Source organism: Mycobacterium sp. BMJ-28 (assembly GCF_054404835.1).
The window spans coordinates 5,291,293-5,304,993 of record NZ_CM136783.1; the positions used below are offsets into that span (position 1 = coordinate 5,291,293).

Annotated in this window: 16 protein-coding genes; 3 read left to right on the forward strand and 13 right to left on the reverse strand. The window is 68.2% G+C overall.

What is annotated here, in order from left to right:
- The first annotated feature begins 54 nt into the window (after positions 1–54).
- Together ACXPWS_RS26310 and ACXPWS_RS26315 are read left to right on the forward strand one after the other, a co-directional pair.
- On the forward strand, positions 55–888 hold the full coding sequence (locus tag ACXPWS_RS26310; RefSeq protein WP_458713702.1) for an HAD family hydrolase: 834 nt from the start codon (positions 55–57) through the stop codon (positions 886–888).
- A gap of 14 nt (positions 889–902) precedes the next feature.
- On the forward strand, positions 903–1,430 hold the full coding sequence (locus ACXPWS_RS26315) for an FAS1-like dehydratase domain-containing protein (RefSeq protein ID WP_458709464.1): 528 nt from the start codon (positions 903–905) through the stop codon (positions 1,428–1,430).
- A 19-nt stretch (positions 1,431–1,449) separates the two neighbouring features.
- Here ACXPWS_RS26315 and ACXPWS_RS26320 read toward each other — a convergent pair whose 3' ends face one another.
- The 8 genes from ACXPWS_RS26320 to ACXPWS_RS26355 form a co-directional block, all read right to left on the reverse strand.
- On the reverse strand, positions 1,450–2,571 hold the full coding sequence (locus ACXPWS_RS26320) for a lysophospholipid acyltransferase family protein (RefSeq protein ID WP_458709465.1): 1,122 nt from the start codon (positions 2,569–2,571) through the stop codon (positions 1,450–1,452).
- Complete coding sequence (locus tag ACXPWS_RS26325; protein ID WP_458709466.1) at positions 2,559–3,638, reverse strand: SDR family oxidoreductase; 1,080 nt, start codon at positions 3,636–3,638, stop codon at positions 2,559–2,561. Before ACXPWS_RS26325 ends, ACXPWS_RS26320 begins: the two co-directional genes overlap by 13 nt.
- 28 nt (positions 3,639–3,666) lie before the next feature.
- Positions 3,667–3,768, reverse strand: coding sequence for a 30S ribosomal protein bS22 (locus ACXPWS_RS26330; protein WP_003402602.1), 102 nt, complete (start codon positions 3,766–3,768; stop codon positions 3,667–3,669).
- Positions 3,769–3,868: 100 nt separating this feature from the next.
- Complete coding sequence (locus tag ACXPWS_RS26335) at positions 3,869–4,099, reverse strand: cell division/environmental response transcriptional regulator (RefSeq protein WP_024453219.1); 231 nt, start codon at positions 4,097–4,099, stop codon at positions 3,869–3,871.
- A gap of 139 nt (positions 4,100–4,238) precedes the next feature.
- Positions 4,239–5,090, reverse strand: coding sequence for a pyrroline-5-carboxylate reductase (gene proC / locus ACXPWS_RS26340; protein WP_458709467.1), 852 nt, complete (start codon positions 5,088–5,090; stop codon positions 4,239–4,241).
- 142 nt (positions 5,091–5,232) lie between these two features.
- A complete protein-coding gene (locus ACXPWS_RS26345) occupies positions 5,233–6,078 on the reverse strand; it encodes a sugar phosphate isomerase/epimerase family protein (protein ID WP_458709468.1) in 846 nt (281 codons plus the stop codon).
- An 18-nt stretch (positions 6,079–6,096) separates the two neighbouring features.
- The gene (locus ACXPWS_RS26350; protein ID WP_458709469.1) at positions 6,097–7,146 is read right to left on the reverse strand and encodes an FUSC family protein; all 1,050 of its coding nucleotides are present in this window, start codon (positions 7,144–7,146) and stop codon (positions 6,097–6,099) included.
- Positions 7,143–8,153, reverse strand: coding sequence for a Ppx/GppA family phosphatase (locus ACXPWS_RS26355; RefSeq protein WP_458709470.1), 1,011 nt, complete (start codon positions 8,151–8,153; stop codon positions 7,143–7,145). The genes ACXPWS_RS26350 and ACXPWS_RS26355 overlap by 4 nt, the downstream gene beginning before the upstream one ends.
- Positions 8,154–8,166: 13 nt before the next feature.
- Between ACXPWS_RS26355 and ACXPWS_RS26360 the strand changes: the two genes are divergently transcribed.
- Positions 8,167–8,976, forward strand: coding sequence for a hypothetical protein (locus ACXPWS_RS26360; RefSeq protein ID WP_458709471.1), 810 nt, complete (start codon positions 8,167–8,169; stop codon positions 8,974–8,976).
- A 33-nt stretch (positions 8,977–9,009) separates the two neighbouring features.
- Here ACXPWS_RS26360 and regX read toward each other — a convergent pair whose 3' ends face one another.
- The 5 genes from regX to mshA all read right to left on the reverse strand — a co-directional run bounded on the left by regX (position 9,010) and on the right by mshA (position 13,626).
- Entirely contained in the window at positions 9,010–9,696 is a 687-nt protein-coding gene (gene regX / locus ACXPWS_RS26365) for a two-component sensory transduction protein RegX (protein ID WP_458709472.1), read from the reverse strand.
- 6 nt (positions 9,697–9,702) lie between these two features.
- Positions 9,703–10,893 (reverse strand): sensor histidine kinase, encoded by a 1,191-nt coding sequence (locus ACXPWS_RS26370; RefSeq protein ID WP_458709473.1) that lies wholly within the window; start codon positions 10,891–10,893, stop codon positions 9,703–9,705.
- A gap of 134 nt (positions 10,894–11,027) precedes the next feature.
- A complete protein-coding gene (locus ACXPWS_RS26375; RefSeq protein ID WP_458709474.1) occupies positions 11,028–11,771 on the reverse strand; it encodes a phosphoglyceromutase in 744 nt (247 codons plus the stop codon).
- A gap of 44 nt (positions 11,772–11,815) precedes the next feature.
- Positions 11,816–12,313 carry a type III secretion system chaperone family protein gene (locus ACXPWS_RS26380; RefSeq protein WP_458709475.1) on the reverse strand — a complete coding sequence of 166 codons (498 nt, stop codon included), beginning with the start codon at positions 12,311–12,313 and terminating at the stop codon, positions 11,816–11,818.
- Positions 12,310–13,626 (reverse strand): D-inositol-3-phosphate glycosyltransferase, encoded by a 1,317-nt coding sequence (gene mshA, locus ACXPWS_RS26385; protein ID WP_458709476.1) that lies wholly within the window; start codon positions 13,624–13,626, stop codon positions 12,310–12,312. Before mshA ends, ACXPWS_RS26380 begins: the two co-directional genes overlap by 4 nt.
- Positions 13,627–13,701: the final 75 nt, after the last annotated feature.

Below are 13,701 nucleotides of genomic sequence, written 5' to 3' on the forward strand. Positions count from 1 at the left end.
GAGTCCGGTGCCGCCGATATCGACGGGGTCGACAGTGTGTTCGGCCGCGCAGACGTGCAGGCCGGGGAGGCCAGCGCCGAGGCCGCCCTCGGTACAGAGGTCACCCCGCCGCCCCCACCGCCGCCGGATCTGACCGCGGCGGCGTTCTTCGACGTCGACAACACCCTGGTGCACGGTTCGTCGCTGGTGCACTTCGCCCGCGGTCTAGCCGCCCGCAAGTACTTCACCTATCAGGACATTCTCGGGATCGTGTATGCCCAGGCCAAGTTCCAGTTCACCGGTAAGGAGAACAGCGACGATGTCGCGGCCGGGCGGCGCAAAGCGCTGGCCTTCATCGAAGGCCGTTCCACCGCCGAACTGGCCGAATTGGGCGAGCAGATCTACGACGAGATCATCGCCGACAAGATCTGGCCGGGCACCCGCGAACTGGCCCAGATGCATCTGGACGCCGGCCAGCAGGTGTGGCTGGTCACCGCCACGCCCTATGAACTGGCGGCCACCATCGCCAAGCGGCTCGGGCTGACCGGCGCGCTGGGCACCGTCGCCGAATCGGTGGACGGGGTGTTCACCGGCCGATTGGTCGGCGACATCCTGCACGGACCGGGCAAGGCTCATGCGGTCCGCTCGCTGGCCATCCGGGAGGGACTCAACCTACGGCGCTGCACCGCCTACTCGGACAGCTTCAACGACGTGCCGATGCTCTCGCTGGTGGGCACCGCGGTCGCGATCAATCCCGATACGGCATTGCGCGACGTTGCCCGCGAGCGCGGCTGGGAGATCCGCGACTTCCGCACCGCGCGCAAGGCGGCCCGGATCGGGGTGCCATCGGCGCTGGCCCTGGGCGCCGTCGGCGGGGCGCTGGCGGCCGTCGCGTCGCGTCGCCGCTGATAGGCTCTGCCGCCATGGGTATTGCGGAGAACATCATCGGGACTCACTACCGTTCCCCCGATTACTTCGAGGTGGGCCGGGAGAAGGTCCGTGAGTTCGCCAACGCCGTGCAGGATTTCCACCCGGCGCACCACTCCGAAGAGGGCGCCGCCGAGACCGGACACGACACCATCGTCGCCTCGCTGACCTTCCTGGCGGTCGCCGGGCGCCGGGTGCAGCTCGAGCTGTTCGAGAACTTCGACGTGCCGGTCAATCTCGAACGTGTGCTGCACCGCGACCAGAAGCTGATCTTCCACCGGCCCATCAAGGTCGGCGACAAGCTGTGGTTCGACTCCTACCTCGACTCGGTCATCGAGTCGCACGGCACCGTGATCTGCGAGGTCCGGGCCGAGGTCAGCGACGACGATGGCGCCCCGGTGGCCACCAGCATCGTCACGATGCTCGGCGAGGCTCAGATCGACGAGGCCAACGAGATGAGTGCCCAGATCGCCGCGGCGCGCGACGCCGCGATCGCGAAGATGGTGTCGGCGCAGAAGGGCTGAGCGGGCCGGACGCCGTTCGCTATCCGAGGAAGGTGTTTCGCCGGCCGGCGAGCAGCTGGTAGAGCGTGTGCTGGATGGTCTCGCGCACGTGGTCGGTGAGCTCGAAGGTCACCATCGGATCCTCGGCGGACGCCTCGTCGTAATCCGTCGTCGCAATGGGCTCACCGAACTGGATATGCCATTTCGACGGCAGCGGCACCAGCCCCAACGGACCGGCCAGCGGGAACAGCGGCGTCACCGGGAAGTACGGCAGTCCCATCAGGCGGGCCAGCAGCTTGATATCGCCGACCTTGGGGTAGATCTCCTCGGAGCCGACGATCGAGCAGGGCACGATGGGCACCTGGGCCCGCAGGGCCGCCGACACGAATCCGCCGCGGCCGAAGCGCTGCAGTTTGTAGCGGTCCTTGAACGGCTTGCCCAGACCCTTGAAACCCTCCGGGAAGACGGCGGTGAGTTCACCGGCGGCCAGCAGCCGGTGCGCGTCGGCGGTGCATGCGACGGTATGGCCGGCCTTGCGCGCGGCCTGACCCACCACCGGCAGATCGAAGACCAGATCGGCGGCCAGTAGGCGCAGGTCCCGGTTCAGCGGGTGATGGTCATGCACGGCGACCGAGGCCATCAGGCCGTCGAAGGGCAGCACGCCCGCATGGTTGGCCACGATCAGGGCGGCGCCGTCCAGCGGAAGGTTTTCGATCCCGCTGACCTCAACGCGGAACCACGATTTGAAAAACACTCGCAGTAAAGGCATTACGACCGCATTGGTCAGATGCGGATCGAAGCCGAACTCGTCGACGGTGTAGTCGCCGGTCATCCGTTTGGTGACGAAGTCCGCGACCGCGGTGATCGCGCCGGACAATTCGTTGGGAGCGCCACGCTCATCGGCGCCGGCGGAGCCGCGGTGCTGATCGATTTCGCGGACGACTGCGGCGATCTGTTCGGCCGAGGCGCGGGTACCGGGATCGGTCAGCAGCGAGGGATGTCGGCGGGCGCTGTCCGCACGCTGCGCGGCCCGGCGCTGCGCTGCCGCAGACCGACCCGAATTCGAATGCAGCGGAATCACTTTCGCTTTCGAATCACCCGCCACGTCGTTACCTTCTCCCGCCCCGGTTGGAGTGTTCGACCCGACTGCTACCGTCCCCATCGCTGCGCCGCAGATACGGCGCGACTCTCCATTGAGCGTACCCACTTCGGGTCGATGATCGGCGTCAAACCACGGCCACGTACGTAGTCGTCGAATGCCTCCACAGTGGTCCACTTGGGGCTGTAACCTAGGTCGTTGCGCATGCGCGCGGTGTCCATGACCCGGCCATAACTCAAGTAGTTCAACTGCTCGCGATCGAGCTCAGTGTAACTGGTTGCGCGCCTCAGCGAATCGATCGCTTGCAGCGCCGAACGCGGCACCGGCAGCGCCACCCGTCCCGAGCGGCGGATGGCCTGGCTCATCATGATGATGCCCGAGCCACCCACATTGAAGGTGCCGGACCGGCCCGCGATGGTGGCCCGCTCCAGCACGCCCAGGGCGTCCTGCTCGTGCAGCAGCTGCAGCCGGGCGTCGTGACCCAGCACCGAGGGCACCACCGGACCGGCCAGATACCGCGACAACGCGGTGTCCATCGCCGGGCCGATCATGTTGGCCAGCCGCAGGATGGTCAGCGCGATATCGGGCCTGCGCCTGGCCAGGCCACGCGCATAACCCTCGATATCGATGCTGTCGCGGGCGAACCCCTCACCGAGCGGCCGCCGGGCGCTGCCGTCCTCGGTGAACAGCACCGGATCACGCGCGCTGGCCCCGTACACCTCAGAGGTGGACTTGAGCACCACCCGTCGCACCGTCGGAGCCTTCTGACAGGCCGCGAACAACTGGATCGCACCCATCACGTTGAGCTCTTTGAGAGTGGCCCGGCCACCGGCCCGAGGCGCGTAGGACGCCGCAGCGGCGTGGACGACGGTGTCGACGTTGCCGTTGCGGATGACCTTGGCGATGAACGGGTTCCGTATGTCGGCGCGCACGAACTCGGCACGCCCCATCCGCCGCAGCAGATCCTTGCTCGGCGCGATGGCGTCGACCGCGATCACGTGGTCGATCGCCGGATTCTGGGCAAGGCGCGCCGTCAGGTAGCCACCGAGAAACCGGCACGCACCAGTCACCAGCACTACCTTGGGGTATTGCTTGGTGTCCTGGTCGTCGCCGGATCCCTGCGCATCCATCGGGCGAGCCTACCGAGAAGTGCGGAGACTACTTACCGAGTTTTCTGCGCTGAACCCGGGTACGACGAAGCAGCTTGCGGTGCTTCTTCTTCGACATGCGCTTACGCCGCTTCTTGATGACTGAACCCATGAACTCCGCTACCTACCAATGATCGAACTGACCGGGCCACTTTAGCGGGCACCCGGGTGAAGGTGAAAACGCGTCCCGCCTTGGCGGGACGATGAGGCCGTCAGCCGGCGCTGAAGTACGACGTCTCAAGCAGGTCGTGGACCGCCTTGGCGTGCACCCGGAACGACCGGCCGACCCGCACGGCCGGCAGTTCGCCGTTGTGCACGAGCCGGTAAACCGTCATCTTGCTGACCCGCATCAGGCTGGCCACTTCGGCAACGGTCAAAAATTGAGCTTTAGGCTGGCCTTCGCCAGCAGAATCCCGCGCCGATGGCCCGTTCATTGACGTCATCGCAACCCAATCCTTAAGGCACGGCCAGTTCCAGCGGCTTCCCCACCGTTGGCACGAACGCGTGCATACAACGAGGAGAATAGCGTGGCCATTGGGGTTATTGCGACGGGTGTGGGGTAATCCGTCCGAAATTCTTGAATTACTCTGATGTAATTCCTAGCTGCTCAGAGCGTGTTTTCGCAGCTGCGACCGCGTCGGCGACCGCGGCCCGCAGGCCCCCGCGTTCGAGTTCACGCAGCCCAGCCGCGGTGGTACCACCCGGTGAGGTCACGATAGCCCGCAACTGCGCCGCCGTGGTGTCCAATGCGGCATCCGGTGCGCTGTCCAGACGATCCAGCAGCATCGCCGCCGAACCCGCCATCGTCTGCGACACCAGATCGGTGGCGATCCCGCGCGGCAGACCCGCGGCCACGCCCGCGTCCACCAGCGCCTCGACCATCAGGAAGAAATACGCGGGCCCGGACCCCGAGACGGCGGTGACGGCGTCGAGCTGGGCCTCCGGCACCGTGAGCACCCCACCCACGGTGTCGAAGATCGCGGACACGTCCTTGAGTTGCTCCTCGGTGGCGAACCGGCCCCGGGACAGCGCGCTCACCCCGCCGCCGACCACCATCGGCGCATTGGGCATCACCCGGATCACCGGGGCGCCCGCGGGCAGCTTGGACTCGTAGAACGCCGTGCTGACGCCCGCCGCCACACTCACCACGACCTGCTCGGCGCTGTTGTCCTCGGCCTTACCGACCGCCTGGGCGATCTCGCCGATGGCCGCATCCACATCCGCGGGTTTGACGGCGACGATCACATAGGTGGCGTTCTCCGCGGCATCCGCCACGGAGGTGACCAACACCGAGTAGGTGTCGGCCAGATACTGGGCCCGCTCCGGGGACTTCTCCGAGACGGCCAGATCCTTGACCTGACGGCCCGCTCGCAGCATGCCCGAGAGCAGCGCCTCACCGATACTGCCGCCGCCGATGATTGCAATCCTTGACACGGGTCAAAGCATTGCACGGCAACGGCGGGAGAGCGGCGCACCCCGGCCGACAGTGCCCGCACAAAGGCACACAAAGGCCTTCAGCCGGTCCGTGGGCGACCGACCGGACCGGTTGACGCCGGCCGGGTTGGCCGGCGCGGTATCAGCGCAGCAGGTGCTCCCTGGCGAAAGACAGCGATTCGACGAGCAGCGCCTCGCGTTCGGCCGCATTGCGGGCCTGCGACGTGGTGACCTCGAGGATCACGTGGCCGGTGAAATCGCCGGCGGCCAGCAGCCTGCAGATCTCGGCCGCGGGCTGGGTGCCCCGCCCGGGTACCAGATGCTCGTCGGTCGACGCACCGCTGCCGTCGCACAGGTGCAGATGGGCCAGGCCGGCACCCATCCGCCGCGCCATCTCCAGTGCATCGGTGCCCGCCGTCGCGCTGTGCGACAGGTCGAGCGTGTAGTGCGCATGACCGCCGTCCAGCGGGTCATAGGACGGCGCGAAAGCCGAGATACCCGGTCCGGGCCTGCCACCGCGCTTGCGCATCCGCTCGATCGAGGGCTGCCCGGTTCCCCAGAACCGGTCGGCCCGGAACGGGAACATGTTCTCCACCGCGACCAGCACGTCGCTGCTGCTCTCCAGTTCGGCGACCTGCGCGGCGAAGCCCTCCGCGTACCTGCGCTGCCAGCGGAACGGCGGGTGTACCACCACGGTCTGCGCGCCCAGCTGTTCGGCGGCGCGCACGCTGCGCTCCAATTTGGGAATGGGGTTGGCTCCCCACACGCGCTGGGAGATCAGCAGGCAGGGGGCATGCACGGACAGCACCGGGATGCCGTAACGCTCTGACAAGGCGCCGACGGCGTCGATATCTTGGCTGGCCGGCTCGGCCCACACCATCAGCTCGACACCGTCGTAACCCAGGCGTGCGGCGTAGTCGAAGGCGGCCTCGGTCCTCAACGGATACACCGAGGCGGTCGACAGACCGACCTTGATGGCTGGGCGCACTAGTCGTCAGGTATCCGGTCAGGTGGACTGCAGCAGAGCCAGCGGCCCGAGCGTCACCAGCGCCCCGACCGCGACGGCGATCAGCGTGCTGGCGATGTCCTCGGTTCTGCGCACCACCCGTACTCCGACGACCAGACCCAGGATGACCAGCACCGACAGCACCAAGGCGACGATGTTGTTCCACTTCCACAGCTGGTCGAAAGCGACGAACAAGCCGGCCCCGAACGCGACGGCGAAAATGCTCTGCGCGACGATCCACACACCGTGCAGCAACGGCGAACGGGCCGGTGGCTCCGGCTCACGCTCCAGGTCTTCGAGGGACTGCTCGGCAGGCTCGACGACGGCGTCGGGGTCCAGCGAGATGTCCTCGGGTCCCGGCGTCCGGGTGCGGCGGGCCAGATCGTCGGCGACGGTGTCCCCGCCGAACAACGTGCCGCCGGAGGAGCGCAGGTAGGACGGCAGCGACGCGGTGGCCTCGGCATCCTCGGCGGTGCCGGAGGCCAGGTCGTCGTCGTCGAGCAGCGGATCCGGGCTCATCTCCTCGGCCCCGCCGGCCGGCATGGCCGAGGAACGCCGCAGGCCGTGGTGCCGACGGGCACGTGGATCGAAGGCCAGCGGCGCGAAATCACCGTCGCGCTGTTGGACGTGCGCCTCGTAGTCGGCCTCGGCCGCGGCTTCGGGCGCTTCGTCGTCGCTCTCGTCCGGGGTCTCCACCGGTTCGGCGGTTTCCAGGGTGTCGGCGGTCTCGGTGGACTCGACCGTCTCGGTGGGCGCGGGGGCTTCGTCCTCGTCCGGGGTGACCTGCGGCTGCTCCAGCACCGACTGGGCCCGGGCGGCGATGTCGGCGTCGATCGCGTCCTGCTCGGCGTCGATCGCCTCGTGCTCATCGGTGCGCAGCGTGAGAATCGGGATCTCACCGGTCAGCTCGGCCACCGTCACGGCGTCGGCATTGCCGCGCCGGCGCCTGCGGCGCCCGCCGGGCGACGGCGCGCCGATGGAGCCGTTCTTGGCCAGCAACTCCGCCACCGAGATGGGGCGGGTGCTGGTGGTGTCGTTCGGTTCTGTCATCGTGTGTTGCCTTTGGGCCTGGTAGCGCGGGAAACCGATCCTGACGCTGGCGACAATGCGGTCTCCACCAAGGCTGTGCCATCGGCCTCACTGTCGAGTTTCCGCAGAATCAGCCCTTCTCGCAACGCCCAGGGGCAGATCTCCACCTGCTCGATACCTAGCGCGCGCATGCTCGCCTCAGCTACCAGTGCTCCGGCCACGATCTGTGGCGCCCGTTCGGCACTCACCCCCTCCAACTCGGCTCGGTCGGCCGTTGTCATCCTAGAGATGAAGGCTATGAGCTGCCGCAATCCCGCCGCGGTGAGCGTGCGTTTGGCCCGCGGACCTGCCGCGGACGGGGCCGCGCCGGTGAGCCGGGCCAGCGAACGGAACGTTTTCGACGTGGCGACGGCCAGGTCCGGGCTGCCCGCGTCCTGGATGCTCGCCCCGGCCTCGGCGATCTCGGTGGTCAGCCAGTCGCGCAGGGCGGCGACCTTGCGCCGCCCCGGCGGATCGTCGGCCAGCCACTCCCGGGTCAGCCGTCCCGCGCCCAGTGGCAGCGACAACGCCACCTCGGGCTCCTCGTCGACACCGCTGGAGAGCTCCAGCGAGCCCCCACCGATGTCGATGTTGATGATCCGGCCCGCGCTCCACCCGTACCAGCGCCGCACCGCCAGGAAGGTCAGCCGGGATTCGTCCACCCCGCTGAGCACCCGCAGCGACACCCCGGATTCGGCCTGCACCCGGGCCAGCACATCCTCGGAGTTGGTGGCGTCCCGGACCGCTGACGTGGCGAAGGCCATCAGCTCGGAGCAGCCCGAGCTGCGCGCGATGCTGGCGAACTCGGTGACCGTGTCGACCAGCTTGTCCGCGCCCTTGCGGGTCAGCTTGCCCGACGGATCGATCGACTCGGCCAGCCGCAGCGCGGCCTTGGTGGAACTCATCGGCGTGGGGTGCCCGCCGCGGCGCGCATCCACCACCAACAGGTGAACCGTATTGCTGCCTACGTCCAGCACGCCCAATCGCACGCGGACCACGTTAGTGGGTTTACCGTTTACCTCCGTGAGCACATCGCACGTCGGCGGTTCGGGCAACGAGGTCGATCTGGACTTTCCCCGCGAATGGGTGGAGTTCTTCGACCCGGACAACCCTGCGCATCTGATCGCCGCGGACCTGACGTGGCTGCTGTCGCGCTGGACCTGTGTGTTCGGCACACCGGCCTGTCAGGGCACCGTGGCCGGCCGGCCCGATGACGGTTGCTGCTCGCACGGCGCGTTCCTGTCCGACGACGACGACCGAGCCACCTTGGACGACGCCGTGTCCAAGCTCACCGACGAAGACTGGCAATTCCGGTCCAAGGGGCTGGGCCGCAAGGGCTACCTCGAGATGGACGAGTACGACGGCAAACCCAACCTGCGCACCCGTAAGTACAAGGGCGCCTGCATTTTTCAGAACCGGCCGGACTTCGCCGGCGGGATCGGCTGCGCGCTGCACAGCAAGGCGCTGAAGTTGGGCGTGGAACCGCTGACGATGAAACCGGAGGTCTGCTGGCAGCTTCCGGTGCGGCGCACCCAGGAATGGGTGACCCGCCCGGACGGCACGGACATCCTGAAGACCACCATCACCGAATACGACCGGCGCGGCTGGGGTGAGGGCGGCGCCGACCTGCACTGGTACTGCACCGGCGACCCGGCCGCCCATGTCGGCACCCGGCCGGTGTGGGAGTCCTACGGCCCCGAGCTCACCGCGCTGCTCGGCGAAAAGGCGTACGCCGAGTTGGCCGCACTGTGCAAGCGGCGCGGCATGCTCGGGCTGATCGCCGTGCACCCGGCCACCCGCGCCGCCGAATAATCGGTCGGCCGCAACGGAATTCGCCTCTTGCGGCTAGCCCTCCAGCTTGTAGCCCAGCCCGCGCACCGTCACCAGGTGCACCGGATTGGCGGGGTCGGCCTCGATCTTGCTGCGCAGCCTCTTGACGTGCACGTCGAGGGTCTTGGTGTCGCCGACGTAATCGGCGCCCCAGACCCGGTCGATGAGCTGGCCGCGGGTCAGCACCCGGCCGCTGTTGCGCATCAGGTATTCGAGCAGATCGAATTCCTTGAGTGGCAACGTGATGGCTTCGCCGTTCACGCTGACCACGTGCCGCTCCACGTCCATCCGCACCGGACCGGCCTCCAGAACGCCGTCCCCGGAACCGGTCTCGTCGGTCTCGGTGCCGCGCCGCAGCACCGCGCGGATGCGGGCGATGAGCTCGCGCGCCGAGTACGGCTTGGTGACGTAATCGTCGGCACCCAGCTCCAGGCCGACCACCTTGTCGATCTCGCTGTCCCGCGCGGTCACCATGATGACCGGCACGCTGGAGCGCGACCGCAGCTGCTTGCACACATCGGTGCCGCTCATCCCGGGCAGCATCAGGTCGAGTAGGACGATGTCGGCGCCCACCCGCTCGAATTCCGCCAGCGCGGACGGGCCGTCGGACACCACGGTGGCCTCGAACCCCTCCTTGCGCAGCAGAAATGCCAGCGGATCCGCAAGGGATTCCTCATCTTCCACGATCAGCACACTGGTCATCGCTTGTTACACGTCCTCTCGGTCGTCTCGTTCATACGAGTCGTCGTCGGTATCGGGGTATGCCGGAATCGACAAGGTGAAGGTGGAGCCGGTACCCGGTTGGCTCCACAACCGGATGGTGCCGTTGTGGTTGGCGGCGACGTGTTTGACGATGGCCAGGCCGAGGCCGGTGCCGCCGGTGGCACGCGAGCGGGCCTTGTCGACGCGGAAGAACCGCTCGAAGACGCGCTCCTGGTCGGCGCGCGCGATGCCGATACCGCGGTCGGTGACCGCGATCTCGATGTCGTTGCCGCGCCTGCGCCGGCTGATCGAGACGCCCGACCCGTGCGGGGAATAGGCGATCGCGTTGGATACCAGATTGGCGATGGCCGTCACCAGCAGGCCCTGATCGCCCAGCACGCGGTAACCGGTCGGGGCGTCGGTGGTGATGGAGATGGCGGCGTTGTCCGCGGACACCTTGTGCCGCGACAGCGCCTCCGAGACGACGGTGTCGACTTCGACGACCTCGAGATCGGGCAGCGGTTCGGCGCCCTGCAGCCGCGACAGTTCGATCAGCTCGCCGACCATGCTGGCCAGCCGGTGCGACTCGACGAGCATCTTGTCGGCGAACCGGCGCACCGTCTCGGGATCGTCGGCCGAGGCCTGCAGGGCTTCGGCCAGCACGCCCATCGCGCCGACCGGGGTCTTGAGCTCGTGGCTCACGTTGGCGACGAAGTCCCGGCGGGTGGCCTCCATCCGCGCCTGCTCGGACTGGTCCCCGACGAACACCACGGCGAACCGGCGATCGTCCTCGGTGAGCAATCGGACGTGACCGCGCACCGACAGCCCGGACCGGCCGGTGGGTGCGCGTTTGCGCGGCGAGAGGTCGATGTCGACGTCATCGCCGGAGGACAGGCAGCGCTGCACGGCCTGCCAGGCCCGCTCGTCGAGCAGGCGGTCGCGCACCAGCCCCAGCTCGGCGGCCTGTTCGTTCATGTAGACGACGTCGCGAAACGCATCGACGACGACGATGCCCATGGGCGACAGGCCCACCACGTGGCTGAGCATCTGCGAGACGGTGATCCCGCCCTGTTCGGCATCACGACGTGCGCGTCGCTGGTACAGGAGCCGAGAGACGACGGCACCCGCCGCCACGCCGATCCCGAGCGCGAGCAGCGTCACGGCCGCTGTCAGCAGCAGCACGGATGCCACACTCACGCGGAAATCGTACGCATCCGGTGAACGTCATCCCAGCAGCGTGCGGCCAAACCGGGACAAGTCACATAAGCAAACACAGGAGTTCGGCCTCCCGTCCATCCCAGTTCACCTGAGTTAACCGGCTATTTGCCGGGTTATTTCTTCGCGCCCTGGGCGGCCACCGCGGCCGCGCCGGCCGCCGCGGCCTCCGGGTCCAGATAACGGCCGCCCTGGACCGTCGGCTTGAGGTCACCGTCCAGCTCGTAGAGCAGCGGGATCCCGGTCGGGATGTTGAGTCCGACGACGTCGGCGTCCGACATCCCGTCCAGGTACTTGACCAGGGCACGCAGCGAGTTGCCGTGCGCGGCGATCAGCACCGTCTTGTCCGCCTGCAGGTCCGGCACGATGGCCTGTTCGAAGTACGGCACGAACCGGGCCACCACGTCGGCCAGGCATTCGGTCAGCGGGCCGCCGCCGATGTCGGCGTAGCGCGGGTCGGCGTCCTGGCTGAACTCGCTGCCCTTCTCGATGGGCGGCGGCGGGGTGTCATAGCTGCGCCGCCAGGCCATGAACTGCTCTTCGCCGTACTTGGCCAGCGTCTCGGCCTTGTCGAGCCCTTGCAGCGCGCCGTAGTGCCGCTCGTTGAGCCGCCAGTCGCGGTGCACCGGGATCCACAGCCGGTCGGCGGCCTCCAGCGCCAGGTTGGCGGTGACGATGGCCCGGCGCAACAGCGAGGTGTACAGCACATCGGGCAGCACACCCTGCTCGGCGATCAGCTCGCCGCCGCGTATCGCCTGGGCCCGGCCCTTCTCGGTGAGGTCGACGTCGACCCATCCGGTGAACAGGTTCTTCTCGTTCCACGTGCTCTCGCCGTGGCGCAGCAGGATCAGGGTGGCCATGGCAGAGATCTTCTCACGAGCCGCGCGCGACGATCAGGTTGCTCTTATTCATCGTCGATGAGGTGCGCGAACGCCTGCAGATTCTTGAGCGACTCCCCGCGGGACACCCGCCATTCCCATTCCTTCTCGATGGACGTCCGAAAACCCAACTCCAACAACGTGTTGAAGTCCGAGTCCACCGCCTCGAGCACCTGGCCGAGGATCCGGTCGAGCTCGTCGGCGCTGACCGTCTCCAGCGCCATCCGGCCCACCAGGTAGATGTCGCCCAGGTTGTCCAGGGTGTAGGCGACGCCGTAGAGCCTGCGGTTGCGCTTGAGCAGGAACCGGTACACCGCCTCGAAGTTCTCGTCGGGTTTGCGGCAGACGAACGCCTCGACGCGGACCGAGTGCTCACCGATGCTCAAGATGGTGTTGGTCTTGAGGCGCCGCTCCCCCGGCAGCGCCACCACCAGGCCGGGCAGCCCGCCGTGCGATCCCTTGTGCCGGGCGTACTCCAGCTCGTGTTCCTGCAGCGTCGCCTCGATCAGCTCTTGAACGCTCACAACCGCACCCCCCGGCGCATGGTGAACCGCCGCCCGCCGCGGCGTGCCGCCGCGTCCCGGCGCGGATGCCTGGCCTGGTAGTCGGCGATGGCGCGGCCGTAGCTGCCCAGCAGCGCGTCGACGGTGTGCGCCCAGGAGAAGGTGGCGGCGTGCGCGATCGCCGCCGCCCGCATCCGCTCCGGGCCCTCCGCCAGCAGCCCGTCGATGGCGGCGGCCCAATCCTGCGGGTCGTGCCCGCCGACCAGCGCGCCGGTGACACCGTCGCGGACCGCCACCGGCAGGCCACCCACCGCGGCCGCCACCACCGGCGTGCCGCAGGCCTGGGCTTCGACGGCGACCAGTCCGAAGGATTCCGAATAGCTGGGCACCGCAACCAGATCGGCCGCGCGGTAGAGGTCGACCAGTTGTTCGCGGGACTGCGGCGGCAAAAAGGTGACCCGGTCGGCGATGCCCAACTCGTCGGCCAACCGGATCAACCCGTCGGGGGCGGCCAGACCGGACCCCGACGGGCCACCGGCCACCACCACCCGAACCCCCGGGAGTTTGGCCACCGCGCGCAGCAGCACATCGGGCGCCTTCAGCGGCTGGATGCGGCCGACGAAGGCGATGATCTGCTCATCGCGGTCCAGGCCCACCGCGGCACGCGCGGCCAGCTTGTCGCCGGGAGTGAACACCGCGAGGTCGACACCCGGGTGCACCACGTCGATCTGCGAGGGCTGCGCGTGGTGCAGCGAAACCAGTTGTTGCGCTTCGATTTCGGTGTTGACGATGAGCCGGTCCGCCTCGTCGACCACCTGCTGCTCACCGATCGCGCGCATGGCGGGCTCCGGGGTGTCGCCCTCGGCCAGGGCCGCGTTCTTCACCGCGGCCAGGGTGTGCGCGGTGTGCACCAGCGGCACCGCCCAGCGGTCCCGGGCCAGCCAGCCGACCTGTCCGGACAACCAATAGTGCGAATGCACGATGTCGTAGTACCCGGGTTCGTGATTGGCCTCGGCCCGCAGCACCCCCGCGGTGAACGCGCACAACTGGGTCGGCAGATCGGCTTTGTCCAGGCCCTCGAACGGTCCGGCCACCACGTTGCGCACCAGCACTCCGGGCGCCACCCGGACCACGGGTTCGTCGGCCGACGAGGTGGCCCGGGTGAAGATCTCCACCTCGACGCCGCGGCGCGCCATCTCGCGCGCCGTCTGCAGCACGTACACGTTCATCCCGCCGGCATCCCCGGTACCGGGCTGCGCCAGCGGTGAGGTGTGTACCGACAACACCGCCACCCGTTTGACGGCCTGGGTGCTCACATCGGTGGAAAGACGCACACGAACATGTCTACACCCCGGCCTGGGCGAGCGAAGCGACGGGGAAACAAGGCCGGGCGAGCGAAGCGACGGGGA

Excerpts from the sequence above, each read along its gene's own strand:
- ACXPWS_RS26315 (WP_458709464.1), top strand. The coding sequence starts at position 903 with ATGGGTATTGCGGAGAACATCATCGGGACTCACTACCGTTCCCCCGAT.
- ACXPWS_RS26320 (WP_458709465.1), bottom strand. The coding sequence starts at position 2,571 with ATGGGGACGGTAGCAGTCGGGTCGAACACTCCAACCGGGGCGGGAGAA.
- ACXPWS_RS26325 (WP_458709466.1), bottom strand. The coding sequence starts at position 3,638 with ATGGATGCGCAGGGATCCGGCGACGACCAGGACACCAAGCAATACCCC.
- ACXPWS_RS26330 (WP_003402602.1), bottom strand. The coding sequence starts at position 3,768 with ATGGGTTCAGTCATCAAGAAGCGGCGTAAGCGCATGTCGAAGAAGAAG.
- ACXPWS_RS26335 (WP_024453219.1), bottom strand. The coding sequence starts at position 4,099 with ATGACGTCAATGAACGGGCCATCGGCGCGGGATTCTGCTGGCGAAGGC.
- ACXPWS_RS26350 (WP_458709469.1), bottom strand. The coding sequence starts at position 7,146 with ATGACAGAACCGAACGACACCACCAGCACCCGCCCCATCTCGGTGGCG.
- regX (WP_458709472.1), bottom strand. The coding sequence starts at position 9,696 with ATGACCAGTGTGCTGATCGTGGAAGATGAGGAATCCCTTGCGGATCCG.
- ACXPWS_RS26375 (WP_458709474.1), bottom strand. The coding sequence starts at position 11,771 with ATGGCCACCCTGATCCTGCTGCGCCACGGCGAGAGCACGTGGAACGAG.